The sequence below is a fragment of the Cognataquiflexum rubidum genome (assembly GCF_022538115.1).
In the GTDB taxonomy this organism is placed as follows: Bacteria; Bacteroidota; Bacteroidia; order Cytophagales; family Cyclobacteriaceae; genus Cognataquiflexum; species Cognataquiflexum rubidum.
This window is the reverse complement of sequence record NZ_JAKZAL010000019.1, coordinates 11,923-31,330: the sequence shown is the minus strand read 5'-3', so window position 1 is coordinate 31,330 and position 19,408 is coordinate 11,923. Positions and strand designations below refer to the sequence as shown.

General features: G+C 42.7%; 15 protein-coding genes. All 15 read right to left on the bottom strand.

The genetic code is table 11. The features are described from left to right. Nucleotides 1-2: 2 nt before the first annotated feature. On the bottom strand, nucleotides 3-1,358 hold the full coding sequence (locus tag MMU05_RS17755) for a tetratricopeptide repeat protein (RefSeq protein ID WP_241143020.1): 1,356 nt from the start codon (nucleotides 1,356-1,358) through the stop codon (nucleotides 3-5). Between the two features lie 535 nt (nucleotides 1,359-1,893). Then, on the bottom strand, nucleotides 1,894-3,087 hold the full coding sequence (locus tag MMU05_RS17750) for a hypothetical protein (RefSeq protein ID WP_241143019.1): 1,194 nt from the start codon (nucleotides 3,085-3,087) through the stop codon (nucleotides 1,894-1,896). A gap of 159 nt (nucleotides 3,088-3,246) precedes the next feature. Continuing rightward, nucleotides 3,247-3,813 (bottom strand): hypothetical protein, encoded by a 567-nt coding sequence (locus tag MMU05_RS17745; RefSeq protein ID WP_241143018.1) that lies wholly within the window; start codon nucleotides 3,811-3,813, stop codon nucleotides 3,247-3,249. 6 nt (nucleotides 3,814-3,819) lie between these two features. Further along, entirely contained in the window at nucleotides 3,820-4,383 is a 564-nt protein-coding gene (locus tag MMU05_RS17740) for a DUF4339 domain-containing protein (RefSeq protein WP_241143017.1), read from the bottom strand. Between the two features lie 18 nt (nucleotides 4,384-4,401). Beyond that, a complete protein-coding gene (locus MMU05_RS17735; RefSeq protein ID WP_241143016.1) occupies nucleotides 4,402-5,166 on the bottom strand; it encodes a hypothetical protein in 765 nt (254 codons plus the stop codon). Nucleotides 5,167-5,546: 380 nt separating this feature from the next. Then, a complete protein-coding gene (locus tag MMU05_RS17730; RefSeq protein WP_241143015.1) occupies nucleotides 5,547-6,656 on the bottom strand; it encodes an FG-GAP repeat domain-containing protein in 1,110 nt (369 codons plus the stop codon). Nucleotides 6,657-7,260: 604 nt separating this feature from the next. Continuing rightward, nucleotides 7,261-8,124 (bottom strand): RnfABCDGE type electron transport complex subunit B, encoded by an 864-nt coding sequence (locus MMU05_RS17725; protein ID WP_241143014.1) that lies wholly within the window; start codon nucleotides 8,122-8,124, stop codon nucleotides 7,261-7,263. Between the two features lie 372 nt (nucleotides 8,125-8,496). Beyond that, complete coding sequence (locus MMU05_RS17720) at nucleotides 8,497-9,354, bottom strand: ferredoxin reductase domain-containing protein (RefSeq protein ID WP_241143013.1); 858 nt, start codon at nucleotides 9,352-9,354, stop codon at nucleotides 8,497-8,499. Between the two features lie 447 nt (nucleotides 9,355-9,801). Further along, nucleotides 9,802-10,014, bottom strand: coding sequence for a hypothetical protein (locus MMU05_RS17715; RefSeq protein WP_241143012.1), 213 nt, complete (start codon nucleotides 10,012-10,014; stop codon nucleotides 9,802-9,804). 203 nt (nucleotides 10,015-10,217) lie between these two features. Continuing rightward, entirely contained in the window at nucleotides 10,218-10,799 is a 582-nt protein-coding gene (locus MMU05_RS17710) for an electron transport complex protein RnfA (RefSeq protein ID WP_241143011.1), read from the bottom strand. Next, nucleotides 10,796-11,431, bottom strand: a complete 636-nt coding sequence (gene rsxE, locus MMU05_RS17705; RefSeq protein WP_241128525.1) for an electron transport complex subunit RsxE — start codon at nucleotides 11,429-11,431, stop codon at nucleotides 10,796-10,798. The genes MMU05_RS17710 and rsxE overlap by 4 nt, the downstream gene beginning before the upstream one ends. Next, nucleotides 11,428-12,135 carry an RnfABCDGE type electron transport complex subunit G gene (locus MMU05_RS17700; protein WP_241143010.1) on the bottom strand — a complete coding sequence of 236 codons (708 nt, stop codon included), beginning with the start codon at nucleotides 12,133-12,135 and terminating at the stop codon, nucleotides 11,428-11,430. The genes rsxE and MMU05_RS17700 overlap by 4 nt, the downstream gene beginning before the upstream one ends. Beyond that, nucleotides 12,132-13,145: an RnfABCDGE type electron transport complex subunit D gene (locus MMU05_RS17695; RefSeq protein WP_241143009.1), complete on the bottom strand. Its 1,014-nt coding sequence runs from the start codon at nucleotides 13,143-13,145 to the stop codon at nucleotides 12,132-12,134. The genes MMU05_RS17700 and MMU05_RS17695 overlap by 4 nt, the downstream gene beginning before the upstream one ends. Next, a complete protein-coding gene (gene rsxC / locus MMU05_RS17690; RefSeq protein ID WP_241143008.1) occupies nucleotides 13,138-14,490 on the bottom strand; it encodes an electron transport complex subunit RsxC in 1,353 nt (450 codons plus the stop codon). Before rsxC ends, MMU05_RS17695 begins: the two co-directional genes overlap by 8 nt. A 4-nt stretch (nucleotides 14,491-14,494) precedes the next feature. Then, nucleotides 14,495-19,399 (bottom strand): 2-oxoacid:acceptor oxidoreductase family protein, encoded by a 4,905-nt coding sequence (locus tag MMU05_RS17685; protein ID WP_241143007.1) that lies wholly within the window; start codon nucleotides 19,397-19,399, stop codon nucleotides 14,495-14,497. Nucleotides 19,400-19,408: the final 9 nt, after the last annotated feature.

The following is a 19,408-nucleotide window of genomic DNA, read 5'->3' as shown; positions in this document are numbered from 1 at the left end:
TGTTAATTACAGCGGTTATCTATTAATGGTTTAATATCTGTTCTTCCCAGGCTATATGCTCTTTTTAAGTCTGAACAGCCGTCAGAGGTCCTATTAATTTTAAATTTTTGCAATGCTCTATTTACAAGAGTTGATTCCAAATCAAAGTTCAGATCTACAGCCTTATCATAATATTTAATAGATTGGGTATGATCATTTAACTGTCCAAATAAATATCCTAAGTTATAGTTTGCCGTACCATACCTAGGGTTTATACTGATGGCTTTTTTAAATGCAATTTCTGCATCATCCATTGAAGCCAAATCTAATAGTATGGATCCTTTTAAATTGAAGTACTCAGCTTCGTCAGGATTAATAGCAATGGCTTTGGAAATTTTTGAAAGCGCTTCATCTTCTTTGCCGAAATCTGAGAGTGCCATGGCATAATTGTATAGAACCAAATCGCTTTCTGGAATAATTGCTTCAGCTTTTTCAAATTCTATTAACGCTTTGTCCAAGTTGCCTTTTTGGAGGCTAAAAACTGCAAGGTTCATATAAATTTCACCGTTATTTGGGGATTGTGGAGATAGACTGATTGCCTTTTCATAATATAAAACTGCTGAATCTAATTGGTCGGTATAATTTGCAAATAGCTGTCCCATGTTAAATGCGAGAATAGCATTGCGAGGATTGAGCCTAATTGCCGTCCTTAAATCTTTAGAAGCCTCGTTAATATTTCCCAAAACCTCCATAAATAAAGATCCACGTACACCATAAGCAATTGCATTATCCTGGTCGAGCTCTATAGCCTTGTTCAGTAACTTTAATGCTTCTTTTGGTGACTTCGTGAGATTGGCTAAACCAACAAGGGCTTGAGATTCGATTGCTTTTTCTTTGCCATCATTTTCCTTAATTGTTAGCTTGTAAAATTCTTTCGCCTTTGGAAATTCGCTTAATTTGTAAAGAATTGAAGCTTTATTGAGATAAGCTTCTGCTAAGCTTCCAATCGTATCTGTGCTAATATTTTCAATAAAGTAATCAATGTCGGAGAGAGCCTTATTATATTGTCCCAACTGAATTCGGGCTACTGCTCTTTGATGATGAGCATTTAATGATTTGCTGTTTTTATTTAATTCTATAACTTTTGTAAGGTCAGCAATTTCTTCTTCATATTTTCCTGTGGCATCGTAGATGAAAATACGAATAGAATAATTGCTTACGCTATCGGGTTCCAATTCAATTGATTTGTTTATTGCAATTAGCGCTTCATCGAACTTCCCATCTTTCCATAAGCGATTAGCTTCTTCCCTTTTCTCTTTTGGATTTACACAAGAAATTAACATTGATAGTACTGCAAAAATTATAAATCGTGTTTTCATAGTATCAAATTACCAAATAAGTAAAATCCAAAAAAGCCCTTTAAACTCTGCGACAAAAAATCCCAAGAAAACCGTTTCCCAAAATTCGTGCTCGTTACTGAACTCAATCCAATAAACAATGGTCATTATTTGCGAAACGATAAAATAACCGATTAGTAGCATTTCAAGAATTGGACTCTTTGTAAGTTTCTTCATTTTCTTTTGTTGCCACCACCTATTGCCATAATAATTAGTCCTACAATACCAATGACCAAAGTGAAAATGAAGCCAAACGCAAGTCTAGATAAGTCAAACTTTATCCACTCTTTACATCCTGTCAACATAAGCGTCAGAAAAACGAAAAGTGTTATTATTGTCAGTTTAGATTTCATATTGTCTGTTTAAATGTTGACTAACTTATTTACATTACTATTTCAGTCAGAGGTAAATCCCACCCAGCTGTAGCATCAGATGCTATAATACACTCAGATGGGGTAGAAAACTTCAAGTAAACACTTAACCCCCAATGTTTTATATATGATGTTAGGCATTGTTATTATTCATTTGTCCCAAATACTATTGAGTTTAGTTTATCGTCTGATAATAATTTTCTTAAATCATCTTCTGATGTTGATTTTATAAGCTCTTCCTTCTCCAAATGGTGAATAATTTCATCCTTTTTTATCGTTCCTGTTATTGAGTTATAAGGATAGAATTCAGGAATTTCTCCTTTAAATTCATTTTCCTCAATCCATATTTGTTTGCAACCCTTAAATAAATTCCTGTTTAGTTTAATTTCGGCATTCGGGTTATGAAAAATAGATACTCCTTCTTTCCAATCTTCAATATGTGTTCCATCTCCAACTTGATATGAAAAGTCTTTTGCAAGTGAGTCCTCTTCACTATTATAACATAGACCACTCCTTACCGCAAATATTTCATTAGTTGGTTTATATTGAAGTGCCATTCTATTAAACTTGTCAATATTTCCAAGGTTAGAGAAGATTACTGCACTTATATTTTCACTGTCTTTCTGATTGAAAAAGCCACTCGGTATAAGAGTTTTTTTATACTTATATGAGTATTCTTGAACGTTAATTTTTTGCCCTATTAATCTATTTTCGGAATCAACTTTCGTTTCATAGCCTTGACCATAAAGCAATTCAGTAATCTTATAATCTGGGAAAAAGAAAGAGTATTTATTAAAACATGGTTCAATTGCTAAAACAAATGGATTTCCTTTAACCCAGTCCAATTCCCAATATCGTTTTTCATCTTTATAAACTTTATCCCTTTTACTTCTTAGTGCACTATTTAACCTTATTACATACTGGTCTATAGTATCAGATTGCGTTTCTTCCTTTTTTTCAATATCAGTTGAGTTTTTTCCTTCATCAATTAATTCATCAGTCAACAAATCTTCTGGTGATGAATTTGCAGTTACAGCCTCTACAAAAACGGTTTCCTCTTTTTGGGAAATTTGAAAATCAGGATATTGGTTACCACTTTCTATAACAAATCTACACTCAACAAATACATTGAATAAGTATAATTCCCAAAGTCTATTATAGAAGCCATTTTCTGACTGGAAGTCTTTTATAAAGTTCCCATCTTGGTCACCCATTAAACTAAATGTTTGCTCAATAAGCTGTTTTGCTGGTAAATATTTCGAATTGTCCCGAAGCAAAAGAAACTTTTCACATAGCTTATCTTCTGAAATTTCTGGTTTAAAGAGTTCCTTGTTCTTCATGGCTGATTATTTCCATAATAATGCCTAACGGTCCGCAGCTAAGAAACGTGGGGCATTTCGGAGCGGTTACCTGTCGAGTTTAGACTAGGTAGCCACGAAGAATGAACCTTGCGGAAACCATTGTCCGCCCCATGTTTTCTTAGGTGCTGTTAGCGGTATTTATTCTATTTTCCACTCAGGAATAATTTGTTCAAGTTTTATCTTAGAATGCTTACATCCTTTTTCTAACTTTTCTAATCCTTCTTTTTTTAACAAGTTATGTTCAGGTAAAATGTAAAGCAATGTGATTATTATGGGGAATGTCTTTTTCCTAAGGAAATTTAGTGATTTATTTAATTTTGATACCTCCCCATTGGCTCTAAACAATTCTTTGTAGGCTTCATTGCAATATGTTCCCCAAATTCTAAGTAATTGTGAGAGAAAATACTGTTTTTCATCCGATTCAGAAACTAGGTTCTCAGTATATTTATCTAATTTCTTTTGAAGGTCAACAATACTATTGTAACTCCAATCAAAATTTTCATAATCTAATCGTTGCCATAGAACTTCCTTCCTTAAAAAACATGTTGTGAGCACATCATCTATTATATTTTGGTGACTTTGAATATCAGAAATTGCTTTTGCCGAAACTTTCAAATTAAATTTAGGCATATTTACAATAATTGTACTCAAGTCTGCTGTAACTTGAATTCCTAGAAGAATTGTTTGTAATTCGTTGTAATCCATAACTATTTAATCACTTGCCTTAGATATGTATCTACCAATTACTAATACTCCAAGTATAATAAAGAAGGCTATGAATGTTTGTGAATTTACATCTTCTTCAAATCTATTTTTTCTAATTTCATTTATGTTTGGAAGCGCTCCTAATGGAATATTATCATCGTATTTTGATTGTCCAACCCACCGTCCCACTGCAATAAAACTACTTCCTCTCTGCTGATTTAGATATTCTTTCATCTCAGTTAATTCTTGCTGTGAAAGATATGGGGGTTTATTAATTTCACCAATAATTATATAAGCAACAAAAGTCAATCCTAACGCAATCAGTAATAATTTAAAATTTGCTTCTAGTTCATTAGAGGCAATGTCTTTGACCTTTTCTGCTGTTGTGGTGGGTACCTCTGGCGGAATCGAATTAAATATTTCATCTAACTCTTCAAACTCTTCTGCTTTTCTCCAACTATCTAACCCTTCTCTCCAAACTAATGTATTTCTTTCTAGAGTTGAGTCTTTTAATTCATCTAATGAAACGGGACCAATCTTATCCTTTTTATTGATATAAAAATATTTCATAATTATGTTTGATTAATTTTAAATTTGATTACCATAATCTAATAAATCTATATGAATTGATGTAGACTTATATTGACCTGTCCGCATACTTTCTAAGAAGTCAGATTTTGAAATTCCAAATGAGCTGGAAATATAATGAAAATGTGCTTGTCCATTTTTCCAATTTTCTTTCCCAATGATACTATTATAGGTAAGAAAGAAACAGTGCCAGAAGTCTCCTTTTTCAAAAAAATGAGAAACAATCACTTTTCTGTGTTCAATTACATTCTTAAGTTCTCCATCAGTTAAATCCGTTTCACCTATCTTTTCAATTGTCCCATCTTCCTTTATATGGAAAAGTTTTGGTAGTTTTTTTTCCTCAAATCCACTAGGCAAATTTTCAAATAGATATTTGCTGTATAAAAACCCGAAATCGTTATATGATTTGAAAATAAGCGACATTAATTCGTCTGGATTTAATGTCATTCCTCTAAGTAAAGCTTCTTGGTCTTTCTTACGAGTTGTTTTTAGTAATTGTATTAAATTGTTGTGAACTTTTGTCTGCTCAAACTTTTCAAAAAAACCAGCCAACATTTCCACAGCCTTTTTGATAAAAAAATTGTTATCTAATTGTGAAGTCAAAAATGGATTTTTTGCATTCAGAAGGTCTCGTAAAGAAATGGCTCTTTTCTCAAGTTCATAGTTCTTGTAATATTCAACTGGGTTAACGAGTTCAACTTTATCAGTCGAAAAAACTCGTGTAAAACCACGACCGTTTTCGTCAAATGTTTTTTCTGTATTCATTTACCCCTATTTTTAGTTATTTCATCAGTTATAATTACCGCTAACTTATTTATATATAATCCAAAGGTGCACATACTCTTCCAAAATAGTTGGGTTGATATAACCTTAGCTGTTCTTTATAGATCATCAATTGGAGATTTGAATTTTTGGATATTGCTAAAGCTGAAGCTGTTTTTAATCTTCAACACCTTTAACAATTACCCATTTTAGGCTGATAACAACAATTTCTTGTTATTTTTCAATACCCTAAACTTATAACTAAAAACCTATAAATCCAATCCTATCACCTAAATTTTGGATTGAAAAAATTCATTGGGAAAAATAAGGATTTATAAAAATTCCAGTTTGGATTGGGCCTAAATTCCCAATTGGCTATAGCTTTATTTGCGTTGTTTTGATAGGATGTTACCAAAATACAATGCGCTTGGGGCCTCTGACCGTGCAGCCGCGATATCCAGCATTCCGTCTTCATTAAAATCACCGACTGCCAATCCATATACTGTACCCATTGAATCACCAAAGGGAATGGATGTAAAATTTCGAGCTGTCCCGTCATTAAAAAATAGGGTAGATGGCGCTTCTACATGTCCCACTATGATATCAATTTTTCCATCTTTATTCATATCCGAAACCGCTAATGCGTAGGGAATGACTTTTGAATCTGCTATAGAGACTCCTGCAGAAAAAGTTTGACCTCCTTGACCAAGATAGAGCGTTACTCCTTTGTTTTCGTCTATAGCTACAATATCTAGTATACCATCACCATCAAAATCTTCAGCAGCAGCTACACGGATTGTTGCATCCGATGTTCCAAATGGAATGCGTTGGTTGTCTGAATAGGCCATATCCGAACTTCCAAGATATACATAACTCTGACCACCGTTCCGATGAGGCACGATCAAATCAATATATCCATCAATATTCAAATCAAAAGGAGTTATGGTGGTGGAAGGATAAGGAGCAAATGAGATACAATCTGCATCAAACTGTCCTTTTCCTTTGTTTAGGCAGATATAATTTGAGCTTGAAGAATTACCTCTGTTTGCCAAAATAATATCGGGCAATCCATCTTTGTTGATATCGGCGATGGATAAATTCCGGGTTGGCCATTTAGGAAGACCAAATTCAGATCCTATTGTAAAATTACCTTTCCCATCGTTGAAGTAGACCAGTTTTCGGTTTGGGGAATCATTGCTTACAGCAATATCCTGAAACCCATCCCCATTGAAATCAGCCACACCACCGGTATATGAACGGTCTGCTATATCACTAAGATCATAAACGCTTTTTATTTCACCCCGCCCGTTTCCAAGAAGAACAATGTCAATTATGGGCCAATGCCTTCCTTTTACCAAAAGAATATCAAGATGACCGTCGCCATCAAAGTCGGCAAAGTTTACATTGGCTGTTGTATCAACTTTTGACTCCAACAGTAAAGATTTAGTATAATCGGGGAATTTGATGTGATGCTGTGCCTGGATCTTTGGCATTGTTACTACAATGCATAAAATAAAAAAGATGGTTTTCAACATGTACATTCCTTTAAAGTTAGACTTTAATTTTTTATAACATAAAGGTCTCAAAAATTTCCAGTTTGGATTGGGCCTAAATTCCTCCCATTTTCAGCTTGCCCTTACAGATGATTTTTTTTGCTTAAGGGACCTGCTTTTTCATCCAGCCATACGATGGCACCGGTAGGGGAGTATAAAAATCATTCAAGCCCACCCAACGACTCTCCCCATCTACTGCAACGTTATCCTTCAGTATACCTTCCGTTAACCTTCCGTACATCTTCCCTTATCCATACTCCGTATCTCAGCTAAGGATACTCCGTGTCTGAGCTAAGGATACTCCGTGTCTGGGTTACCCTTGAGTTACTTCTGACCTGTCCGTCACTCTGAGTGTAGCGAAGAGTCTCTCCTAAAATAAAGAGATCCTTCAGTCGTACCTCCTTCAGGATGACGTGAATCTCTTGGTCGTCACCCTGAGTAAAGCGAAGGGTCTCTCCATTTAAATTAAGAGATGCTTCACCTCCGCAAGCTCCGGTTCAGCATGACGGAGCCGGTAATTCATAATTCTGAATTCATAATTATCCTAACTTTCCCCCATTCTCAATTTCCCCTTCCGTATAATCTTTTTGGCTTCATGACCTTTGATGGGACCTGCTTTTTCATCCAACCAAACAATGGCACCGGTAGGGCAGCGTTGGATCGGAACTTGGGTTTGGTGTCTTCCGGAATAGTTGATTACCGGAAGATTGTACTTCATGGTAATGAGGCCGGGTGAATCCATGGCGCATTTGCCGCAGGCAGTACAGCCTACTTCGCAGTCTTCGAGAACACCGTCACCTGCTTCCTGACTTTTGCAGGCCACCCAAAGGCGGTGGCTGATAGGATGGAGGGAAAAAAGGTCCTTGGGACACACTTCCACACAGTCTCCGCAGGCGGTACACTTGGCTTCATCGACCACGGGTAGCCCAAATTCATTCATCGAAATCGCATCAAAATCGCAGACCGTCTCGCAGTCTCCATGACCGAGACATCCCCAAGAACATCCTTTGCCACCACCCGAAATCAGTGCTGCACCCCGGCAGCTTGACAGCCCTTCGTATTTTGCGCGGTTGACAGCGACATTGATACCGCCGGCACAGGCCAATCTTGCCACTCGTTTTTCTTCCGCACCTGCATCTACCCCGAGGTAGGAAGCGATGGCTTTTCGGCCATCCTCACTGCTGACGGTGCATTTTCCGGGCAGCATATCTCCTTTGACCAAGGCTTCCGCAAATGGTCTGCATCCGGGATACCCACAGGCACCGCAGTTGGCGTGGGGAAGCATGCTTTCGACCTCATCGATCCTCGGATCCTCATAGACATAGAGTTTGGTATTGGCCACGATCAGCATCAGTGCCAAGAGAAGCGTCAGTCCGCCGAGTGCGAGTAAGGCTGTTAGGATGGTCATTTGGTGAATGGTTATTTGTTAATGGTTATTAGGTGGTCGGATGACCGATGTCCGATGACGGATGTTGTCGTCACCCTGAGTGAAGCGAAGGGTCTCTTTTATTCTGAGATCTTTCATCCTTCCCGAAATACGGGACAGGCTGTACTTCGGATTCAAGATGAAGTAATTGTGGGGCCGTCACTCTGAGTGTAGCGAAGAGTCAATCCTAAAATAAATAGATCCTTCATTCGTCCCTCATTCAGGATGACGTAATTGTGGGGCGTCACACTGGGTGTAGCGAAGTGTCTCATCAAAATACATGAGATCCTTCAGTCGTTCCTCCTTCAGGATGACGCAACACCTGACATCGGTCATCCGTCATCGGTCATTTTTTCAATAAATAACCTCCGCCCACTTTTTCCCTGCAATCAATTCCGCTTTTCTGTTTTCCCATTTTTCCTTTGAACCCATGATATTGATAAAAGCCTTGTTGAGGTTTTCTTTGACTTTTTCATATCCTGCGATGTAGATGTAGGTATTGCTGTAGGAGAGCATTTCCAATACCTCTTCGGCCCTTTCCTCGATCGCTGCATCCAATGAAATCGGATCTTCCCAATGCGGCCTTGGGCTCAAGGCACTGAAGGCTTCGAAAGTAGCTTCGTCGTAATAGCTTGTCAGGTCACCGTCTTTGTCGTTGAGGTACAGCAGTTCCAAACCGCTTTTTGCACCATAGAACAAGCGGATCTTTCCTTTCCAGTCTTTCACATCCGCATAGATATGCTTCACAAATGCCCTGAAGGGTGCAATGCCTGTTCCCATTCCGATGAGGATCAGGTTGGAGTTTCTGTCTTCAGGGATTTTGAATGGCAGTTCAAAAGGTCCCGTTACGTTGATCACATCGCCAACTTCCCTGTCACAGAGGTAGCTAGAGCCTACGCCGTGGTACAGTTCCCCGTTGAACTCATCCACATAAGAACATCTTTTGACCAGCATGGTCAGGAGTGTTTTGCCGTTTTCTTTGGAAGGAATATCGGCCACAGAGTAGAGGCGGTGGTGGTATTCATTTCCAAATTCACTGTCATGCTTCACTAGTACGCCAAAGCTTTGGTCAACCTTACATTGGAACCCCGGATCCTCCACTTCAATCATGATTTCCCGGATTTCCTCTGTATTGGCAGGCGTCAGGCGCTTGGTTTTCCTGACCTTTGCTTTGTATTGCGTTTTTGTATTGAGGTCTGATAAGTAGGTCATTTTTTTATGGTTTAGAAGTTATTTTTCAGTTTGCTCTTAATAATAGTTAATGGTTAATAGTCCACGGTCCATAGTCGACGGTCCACAGCCTGTTAAAATAGTTAATGGTTATTTGTTATTGGTTAATAATCCATAGCCAGGTGTTCTTGGTTAATGGTTATTTGTCCATTGTCCATAATCCACAGCCCGATTTTTTCAATTCTTAATCTTTATATCCATTTACAATTGCTCTTTGTCGACGGTCGACAGTGGACTGTTGACTTTATTTATTTTTGGTTCTTACTTTGATTCTATTTCTTTTTACTTTCTACTGTTTCTCATGACTTTGGACAATTTACCATGGACTATGGACCATGGACTGAAAACTTTCTACTGAAACTGCAATCAACCAATAACCCAATAACCCAATAACCAATAACCTCTCACCACCTACCTCTCACCACTGCATTACCGTGGACCATGGACTGTCGACTGTGGACTCTTCCTCTCACACACCTTCACACAGCCACAATTCCCGCAGCTTCTTCTTTCGGCGAGGACATCTTCATCGGAGATGTTGTCTTTGAAGGTTTTGCGCCAATAAGATTGGACCAAAACCCAAATCAACATCATCCCCACCAATCCCAAAATCCCGATCACAAAACTCCAGACTGTTTCCATTTTTGTAATTGCTTACTGTCCTTTTTACTTTTACTATCTACTATTTACTACACACTGCTTACTTTATACTTTTTATCTCTTACTTTTTACCTCTTACCTCTTACCTCCTTCATCAGTCATCCGTCATCGGTCATCGGTCAAACTTCCAAACTTCCCACTTCCAAACCTCCAAACCTCCATACTTCCCCACTTCCTCCTTCCCCCTAAGACCCCAATCCCGAAAATCCCATAAATGTCAATGACAATATCCCCGCAACCAGCAAAGTGATCACGGTACCTTTGACGACTTTTGGCACATCGGCAAAATCAAGTTGCTCCCTGATTCCCGCCATCAGGATCAAAGCAAGTGTAAAACCTACCCCCGCACCCAATGCGAAAGCAAGGCTGCCAAAGAAACTGTATCCTTTAGCTGTCTGAAAGAGGGCTACGGCCAAGATGGCGCAGTTGGTCGTGATCAAAGGGAGGAAAATCCCCAAGGAACGGAAGAGCGCCGGACTCATTTTTTTGATGACCATCTCAACAAGCTGAACTGTGGCGGCAATGACGACGATATAGCTGATGAGTTGCAGAAAAGGTGCATTGATGGCTACAAGCAGGGCATGGATGCCATAAGCACAGACCGAACTGATGATCATCACAAAGGTCACGGCAGCACCCATTTTTGTGGCAGTTTCCATTTTTCCCGAAACACCGAGAAAGGGACAGATGCCAAGAAAATAGGCGAGCACGAAGTTGTTGATCAAACTCGCATTGATGAATATGTACCAAAGGGATTCAGATTTCATGCTTTTGCTTTTTTAAGTTTGTAATTGTTGAAGAGGAAAAGCCACAGGGCTAAAGTAAAAAAGCCGCCTGCCGGAAGGATCATGATGATCCATTCCTGAAAGGATTCAGGGAAAATCATGAATCCGAAGATGCTGCCATTTCCCAATATTTCCCTGACAGCTCCGAGGCAAAACAGGGCAAACACAAAACCCAATCCCATGCCCAAGGCATCCAAGGCGGATTTTCCTATGGTATTTTTGGAAGCAAAGGCTTCAGCACGGCTCAGGATGAGGCAGTTGACCACAATCAGGGAAATAAATGCCCCAAGATTCTTGTGCAGATCCACACTGATGGCTTGGATCGCATAATCCACCATGGTGACGAAAGTGGCAATGATCAGGATATAGGAAGCTATGCGGACTTGCTTCGGGATAAAATTGCGGAGCGAAGAAACCAATATATTGGACATGATCAGTACAAAAGCCGTTGCCAATCCCATTGCAAGGGCGTTGATGGCGGAGTTGGATACTGCCAAAACCGGACACATCCCCAATACCTGCACAAAGACAGGATTTTCACGCCACAGCCCTTTGATGAATTCATCTGTGGAGCTTGGTCCTGCTTTCAAGTCGGTGGTTTTTGTTGGTGTCATTTGGATTCGGGGTTTGGTGCCGATTTGAAAGTTTCTTTTTGGCTGTAAATCAAGGGAACTATCCTTGCCGAACTTTCACCGATGATGTTGCCGATAGCTCGTGATGAAATGGTGGCACCCGTGATGCCATCGACTTCCCAAGGATTGACTTTTTTACCTTCTTTTACTGGGACTACAGGATTTTGGATCTGAGTCAAATCTTCTGTCAGTGCCACAGTCAATGCTTTGAAATTGGCGAGGAAGTCATCATTCTTTTCGATTTTGTCTCCCAATCCAGGGGTTTCTTTGCTTTCCAAGACATAAAATCCTACCACAGTTTGAGTCTCGGGGTCATAGCCATACAAGATCCGAAGGATGTCTGCATAACCCTGTCCGCTTGCTTCGATGGCGATACCTTTGAAGGCATCCGTATCGTCATATCCTGCATAGACAAGCGTCTTGCTTCTGTCTTTTCCATCTGAGGGCACGAAAGTTCCCTCTGCTGTCAGTTCAAAAATCCTTGTTTTGGAGATGCCGGGGACAACTTTAAATACTGCTTTTTCGAGTGCTTCGGCTTTGAGGATTTCGATCCTTTCTTTGGTGCCTTCATAACTCAAGACAATCAGCAAAGCGCAGATAACGCCAATGCCTACCATGGCAATCAGCATTTTCTTGCTGCTTGCGGTGGTGTTGGGTTGGGTCGAGATGGTTTTGTCTGCGCTCATGATTTGGTCTTTTTGGTACCGTAAACCCGCGGTCTGATCAGGTTGTCAATGTGTGGCGTAAGTGCATTTCCCAATAGGATGGCATACATCACCCCCTCGGGAAGTCCTCCCCAGATCCGTATCACGACGACTATCAGTCCGATAAATGCGCCATACACCACCACACCTCTTGGCGTGATCGGCGAACCGACCATATCCGTAGCCATAAAGACCGCCCCCAACATCAATCCACCGGAAAAGAGCATGAATTCAGGGGAGGGATAGACTTGATTGTCAATGATATGTAAGATCCAACTCAGGACAAAAACGGTAGTAAGGATGGCGACGGGAATTCTCCAGTTCATCATTTTCCTTACTGCCAAATAGATTCCTCCTAGAATGATCAATACAGCGGAAGTTTCTCCCGTGGAGCCGCTGATAAATCCAAAAGCAAGGTCTGCTGTATCTGCCGTGACTTTGTCAAACTTGAATGCTGATAGGGGAGTAGCTCCCGAAATCCCATCTACCACAGGGGTGGAAAACGGGAAGGCGGCTACTGACTTTGAAATGCTGTAAAATCTTCCTTCCAAAAAGGAGGGATGCCAGGTCGTGATGGCGACAGGAAATGCAGCTTGTAAAAAAGCCCTGCCGACCAAAGCCGGATTGAAGGCATTGCTGCCCAATCCTCCAAAGACAAATTTTCCGATCGCGATCGAAACGACCCCCCCGAGGAATGTCATCCAAAGCGGAAAGATCGGTGGCAAAGTCAGTCCCAGCAAAATGCCTGTGATGACTGCCGACCAATCCGAAACAGTTGATGATTTTCCTGACCAACGGCAAAGGGCATGTTCTGTCAGGACGCTTGAGGCGACTGCGGTAACGATCACCAACAGGGCATTTATCCCGAAAGAAACCACTGCAAATATCACAAGAGGCATCATGGCATAAACCACATGCCGCATGATCATATCCGTACTCATTCCTTGTCGGATGTGCGGAGAAGTGCTGATATGTAGGGTTTTGCTAAACATTGGCTTTGGCAGTTTTTTCAGCGTTGCGTTTTCTGATAATCCCCTTGGACAGTCTGAAATACTGTACAAGCGGGATATTGGACGGGCAGACAAAGGAACAGGAGCCGCATTCGAAGCAATCCATCAAATGGAATTCCTCGGCCATGGTATCATACCCTTCTGACTTTGCCAAAATGCCCAATTTCGATGGATTCAAGGAAATGGGACAGGCATCCACACAGGCCCCGCACTTGATGCAGGGAAATATTTTTTCTGTTTTCGGGATATTGTCCTCCCCAAAAACCACAATACCTGATGTTCCTTTGACAATGGAAATATCCAGATTGGAGACTGCCACACCCATCATCGGACCGCCCATATAGACTTCGCTGATGTTTTCTGCTGCGCCGACCTGCTCAAGGACATACCGCAAAGGCGTTCCTACGGGGATCAGGTAATTGCCTTTTTTCTTCACTCCCGGACCGGTGATCGTAATCACCCGCTCTTGGATTCCCTGACCATGCGGCAGTAATCTGCCAATCTCCGCAGTGGTGGCCACATTGACCACGACAGCATTGACATCTATGGGCAAGCCTCCGGATGGAACTTCCTTGCCGAGCAAAGAAGTGATCAGCATTTTTTCGGCGCCTTGGGGATATTTGACAGGGACCACTTGTACTGTCACAGGAAGGTCTGCAGGAATGAGTTTGGACAAATGGTCTGCAGCATCCTGTTTGTTTCCTTCAATGCCGATGATGACCTGCTTGGCACCGGTGGCTTTGATCAGATAGCGGATACCTATTAAGATATCCTTGGCCTGCTCGAGCATGACCCGGTGGTCAGTGGTCAGGTAAGGCTCGCATTCTATACCGTTGATGATCAGATAGTCACAAACTTTCCCTTCAGGGATTTTGAGTTTGACATGGGTGGGAAATGCCGCACCTCCCAATCCCACAATCCCGGCATCTTGGATGCCTTTGAGGATTTGTTCGGGAGTTGCGGTATCCAGAGAAATAGGAATTCCTTCATTGACTTCTTGACCTGAATAATGGAAAGTCTCAATGTAGATCCCTTCGGTCATCTGTCCTGAAATGACAGGGACTTTGGCGATTTTTCTGATTTTTCCTGAAACTGGAGCATGAACCGGCACGGACATATAGCCATTGGCTTCCGCCAAAAGTTGCCCTCTCACCACTTCCTGACCTTCCTTCACAATGATGCGTGAGGGAGCTCCTATATGCTGCTGCATGGGAAGGATGATAAGAGGAGAGAAAGGAAACTGCCGAACGGGCAATTTATTTGTCTCCTCTTTGTTTTCCGGAGGATGAACCCCGTGTCGGAAGGTATGTGATTGAAGGTTCAGCACGGTATCAGTTGAATTTTTCTCCCCTTTTGATCCATTTTTCGGCATCTGCAAAATTCCTGTCAGCAGGTAAACCCGGGTGGATTACGCCTGCGGTGCATTTTTCGGCAGCTTTGACCAAGTCCATATAAGGTCCGCCATCTGCATTTTTGATAAAGGCTTTCTTATCCTTGTTGTAGGCGAATATGTTCCCGTTGAGTTTGGTGCATTCATCGCAGGAAGTACAAAGTTCAGTCTCGATCCAAGGAGCCATTGCGTCAGTGGCGGCAGCTTTGGGTGCGCCATTCACATTTACTTTTGGCTCTTCCTGTACCAAGTCCATGATTCCTGCGCCGTCATCTCCGGCCATTTTCATCAGGCCTCTTGCAATCCTGCTGACCACTTCTGCGCGGACTTTGCTTTCCACATCTTCTTTAGGAAGTTCTTTGGTGTCGGAAACTCCGGCAATGGCCCTGAGCATGATCCAAAAATCACGGCGCTCTTCGCAGGATTCTACCATCGGTTTGGCTACCAAAACTCGGCTGAGCAATTGCTTTTGGTCGACAGCCCAGATATAAGGGAATTTGCCTTCTCGGGCACTCTTGTCCATCTCAAGGAATTCGGACAAGACGACCATATTTTCATTCCAAGTGTCTCTTGGGGCTTTTCGGAAATGCTTCCTAAACCTTGCCTCGGTGATCGCAAAATCTGCAAAAGTCATGGCCACGGTCATGGTTTTTGGCCTGCCACCTTCGATGTATTTCAACTCATAGGTTGGCCACAATTGATCCATGGCAGGGTTTCCATCCAGGTCAAATGCTTCCTGAGGGGTTTTTCCTTTGTCGGGATTGTACCTGAAAATCGGATAGGCCCTTGATTCCATCGCCAACTTCGCCTGATGTGCACCCAGGTCATCGGCCACGCCATGTTCAGGTTGGCAGGTAGTGTAGAGGTTGAACAGTGCCGGACGCTTGGTCAGCAAACCTTCGATAAATCCTTCGATCATGTGGCTTGTATTGGCCAAAGTTCCCTGCATCACATAGGTATTTCTATGCGCCATGGCGATAAGACCGATTTCTTTTCTTGGTTCGGACTTGCCTTTCCAGACTTTGCCATATTGCGCCATGTCAGAAACTTGCCCTATAAATCCTGAGGTACAGGCCTGACCGCCGGTGTTGGAGTACACTTGCGTATCGACGACGATGACCTTGATGGGTTTGCCGGAGGCCATCATCCTGGAAAGGTTCTGGAATCCGATATCATACATCGCACCGTCACCGCCCAAGGCTACTACCGGAGGACATAATTTCCATTCTTCATCTGTGAATTGCTCCCAATTGAAGTAGGTGAAGAAGTCTTTTTGTTCTTTGACATTGTAATTTCCTTTGAGCTCCATTTCAGCTTTTCGGATCAGTTTGAACCCATCTGACATTTTTGACATATGGCCTTCAAAGATCCCCATCGCCAAGGAGGTACTGTCCTGGAACAAGTGGTTTGCCCAAGGGAAAGGATAAGGATTGTAGGGATAAGTACTTCCCCATACCGAGGTACAGCCTGTCGAGTTGGTCATGCCCATGCTGGATCGGCCTTTTCCGGTGGTTCCTCCCGTGTATCTCCAAAGAAGGCTTTTCAGTCCCGAAAGGATATTGGTAGTGTTTGTCAACCAATCCGGATCGATGGGGTCTGAACCTTTTTCTGATTCCATCCTACTGGCAATTCCCGAAATAGTCAGGTCCATTCCGTGGTTTTCTGCGACGATTTTGGACATCAGGTCAGTATCCATGAGGTTCATGGATTTCATCAGCCTGCTTTGGATATGCTTTTCCAGTTTGTCGATCAGGCCTTCGAGATATGCCACATGTTTTTCAACACGGGGAAGCATCAGGGATTCCACAGTAGCCATAAAGAGGTGGACGACTGATTTCTCAGAGCAACCCAAACAAGCCCCGTCACCACTCGCAAAACTCTGGTAAGCATTTTTGTCAAGGAGGATGGTTTCGAGTGGACCGATTTTCTCTTCTAGATCGTCGATGCGGTTGTATTTCTTTGGAGTATTGGGAAGGTCAGACCATACGCTCCATTCTTCTCTCAATTTTGCAATGGAATCGTCTGTTTGCTTGACCACTTTCAAGGCATCGTCGTTACAGACTTTCACGCATTCCATACAGCCTTTGCAGGTGTTTGGATTGATGGTAATGCTGAACAGACCGCCGCTGTTTGGTTGCTTTTTTTCGTGGAGGTCATAATAAGGTCTGGTTAGGGCAAATTGAAAATCTCCCAATTCCTCCCTGAACCATCCAAGCTCCATTCTCAGAAGAGAATCCTTGGCCTCTGTTTCCAATACATTGTCAATGGCTTCATTGATCAGCATATTCACAGTAACCCCTTTATGTGGTTCATTAAAAAGCGCTCTGATTTTCGGTTCTATTTGTTTTATTGTTTTGGGAAGAAAATCCAGTTTTTCATGGTTTCTTTTCACCCTTTTCAAAACGGTATCGAGCACATCTGAGAGTTCACTGACCAATCCGGGAATGGCTGTATCGGGACAGATCGTGTAGCAATTGCCGCAGGCAGTACAGTTGTCGGCGACCCATTCCGGGTGTTCGAAACGGATGCCTGTCATGTCCCGGAATACTGAAGTGGCTGCCGGGATGACACTAAGACCGATAAAGGGATCTGTGAGGTTGTCGTTTCCTCGGCCGCTTTGGTAAAAGCTGCCGGTCTGCTCCCAAAACCGATGGATATCGGTCAGGTTGGATTGGCTTTTTGGAGCATCCTTGAGCATGGTCGGGATGACCGGAATCAGCTGACCGTTTGATTTTTCGGTCTGCAGTCCAAGGACTTTGTTTTTGATTTCATAGACTTCATCAAAACCCCGTCTGACGACACGCATGTTGTCATCAACCACGCGTTGACCTTTGCCACCGAATTTGTGTTGCAATTGGTCCTCGATGGCTTTGAGCAGGGCGACATCGGTCAACCCTGATTTTTTCATCAATGGAGAAGCTGCGAAGAAAGCCCCTTGGAAAGCAATTCCCTGCATCCTGAGCTGGAGTTCGGGATCTGTGGCTTCTTCCCTTGCGATCTTGAATCCATCTACATAATATACATGGATGTCATTGTCTATGATGGTTTTTTGGTAATGCTTTGGAATGTCCGCCCACACTTCATCTGCAGTTTTTCTTTCACTTTGGATAATAAATGCGCCTCCGTTTTTCAATCCTGCCAAAGCATTGGTATGCTTGAACACATTGGGATCGGGAGAGAGCACTACATCGACAAAGTAGTATTCGCAGTTGATGGTGATAGGCTCGGGTGCTGCCGCCAAATAATAGGTGGTCGGCTGCCCTTTCTTTTCAGAGCCATATTTCGGATTGGCTTTGATGTCATATCCGAGCAGGTCAAAAAGCGTCATGGCCAGGTTTTTACCTGTCGTGATCGCACCCCAACCACCGACGGAGTGGAATCTGACGGTGATGGCGTCCTTCGGCATCAGGTTTGGATTCTCTGAACCATGGACAGCGAGTTCCTTGACATGGGGATAGGCTTCCTGTATATTTTCCTGGTGTTCCCTTTGTTTTGGGGTGAAGGCATTTTCCCTGATAAAGTCAATGGACAGGTAAAATCTCTTTTTGTGTTTACCGTCCGGCAACATATTTTCTACTGCTCCGATGATACCTTCGGGCTGAAGGTCACGGCTGCCCATACCAAAAGAGCCTGTGTACAAAGCGGGCATTTCGCCGGCAGTGTAGGAGGGAAGTTCAGGATAGGGAAGGTCTTTTTTGTGATTTCCGTTTTCGATGCATTTGGTGATGACGGAGCGGACTTCCCGCATGATCGGAGAATCCTCAGAAAGCGGTTGGTCCAATCTTTCCAAAATCGTCACGCCTTTTTTTCCTTTTAGGATTTTTCCCAAAAGATCCGCCGGGAAAGGCCTGAACATCACCAAGTCAACGACCCCGACTCTCAGTCCGCGAGTCCTTCTCAAATAATCCACCACTGCTTCGGCACTTGACACGACACTGCCTTGTCCAAGGATCAGGTATTCGGCATCTTCTGCCCTGTAAGTCATCACCCTTTCATATTTCCTGCCGGTGAGGGCATAGTAATCTTCAAAAGCCTGATCGGTAATGTCTTTGATATGGTCAAAGAAAAAAGGCCTCTGTGCGGCGACACTCTGCATGTAGGAATCCTGATTTTGGACGATACCTGCCATCATCGGATTATCCACATCCCATACTTCGGGGATTCTACGACGCATATCGCCATAGATCATCCTTTGTGCCGGAGTGGGAGTGGGGATAATGTCGTCAGGCCGTCCGAGGTATTCTTTGATCAGTTCCCTTTCAGGAAGCATCAGCGATTCGATAAGGTGGGTGGTCAGAAATCCATCCTGGGCAATTACCCCGGGGTTCAGGGCAAGCTCGGCGATTTTGTGGGATATGATATTGAGGTCAGCAACGTGCTGTGCTTTTTTGGCGAACAGTTGGAAGAACCCTGTATCGTCGATGGCATGGTAATCATCATGTCCTGCGTGGACGTTGAGGGTGGATTTGGTCATGGCACGGGCGCCGATATTGAGCACGTAGGTGAGTCTTTTGCCGACAGCCGCATAGAGTGACTCGTGCATGTAGGCGATACCCTGCCCGGAAGAGAAATTTGCCGAACGCAAACCCGTCATGGAAAGGCCGGCAGTAACAGCCGCTGCGGCATGTTCGCCTTCCGGCTCTATAAAAATCAAAGGCCTATCCGATATGTTCAGATGGCCTTTTGCGGCTTCTTCCGCCCAATATTCACCCATTTGAGTAGAAGGTGTGATGGGGTAGGCACCTGCGGCATCGGAAGATTCCCTTTCACACATGATGGCGACGGTGTTTCCATCCATCGCAACCCTTGTTCCGGGGTATTTGAAGTTGTTTTTTTTATTTTCCATGACATTAGA

Coding starts and splice junctions, on each gene's coding strand:
- MMU05_RS17755 (WP_241143020.1), bottom strand. CDS start 1,358: ATGAAAACACGATTTATAATTTTTGCAGTACTATCAATGTTAATTTCT.
- MMU05_RS17750 (WP_241143019.1), bottom strand. CDS start 3,087: ATGAAGAACAAGGAACTCTTTAAACCAGAAATTTCAGAAGATAAGCTA.
- MMU05_RS17745 (WP_241143018.1), bottom strand. CDS start 3,813: ATGGATTACAACGAATTACAAACAATTCTTCTAGGAATTCAAGTTACA.
- MMU05_RS17740 (WP_241143017.1), bottom strand. CDS start 4,383: ATGAAATATTTTTATATCAATAAAAAGGATAAGATTGGTCCCGTTTCA.
- MMU05_RS17735 (WP_241143016.1), bottom strand. CDS start 5,166: ATGAATACAGAAAAAACATTTGACGAAAACGGTCGTGGTTTTACACGA.
- MMU05_RS17730 (WP_241143015.1), bottom strand. CDS start 6,656: ATGCCAAAGATCCAGGCACAGCATCACATCAAATTCCCCGATTATACT.
- MMU05_RS17725 (WP_241143014.1), bottom strand. CDS start 8,124: ATGACCATCCTAACAGCCTTACTCGCACTCGGCGGACTGACGCTTCTC.
- MMU05_RS17720 (WP_241143013.1), bottom strand. CDS start 9,354: ATGACCTACTTATCAGACCTCAATACAAAAACGCAATACAAAGCAAAG.
- MMU05_RS17715 (WP_241143012.1), bottom strand. CDS start 10,014: ATGGAAACAGTCTGGAGTTTTGTGATCGGGATTTTGGGATTGGTGGGG.
- MMU05_RS17710 (WP_241143011.1), bottom strand. CDS start 10,799: ATGAAATCTGAATCCCTTTGGTACATATTCATCAATGCGAGTTTGATC.
- rsxE (WP_241128525.1), bottom strand. CDS start 11,431: ATGACACCAACAAAAACCACCGACTTGAAAGCAGGACCAAGCTCCACA.
- MMU05_RS17700 (WP_241143010.1), bottom strand. CDS start 12,135: ATGAGCGCAGACAAAACCATCTCGACCCAACCCAACACCACCGCAAGC.
- MMU05_RS17695 (WP_241143009.1), bottom strand. CDS start 13,145: ATGTTTAGCAAAACCCTACATATCAGCACTTCTCCGCACATCCGACAA.
- MMU05_RS17685 (WP_241143007.1), bottom strand. CDS start 19,399: ATGGAAAATAAAAAAAACAACTTCAAATACCCCGGAACAAGGGTTGCG.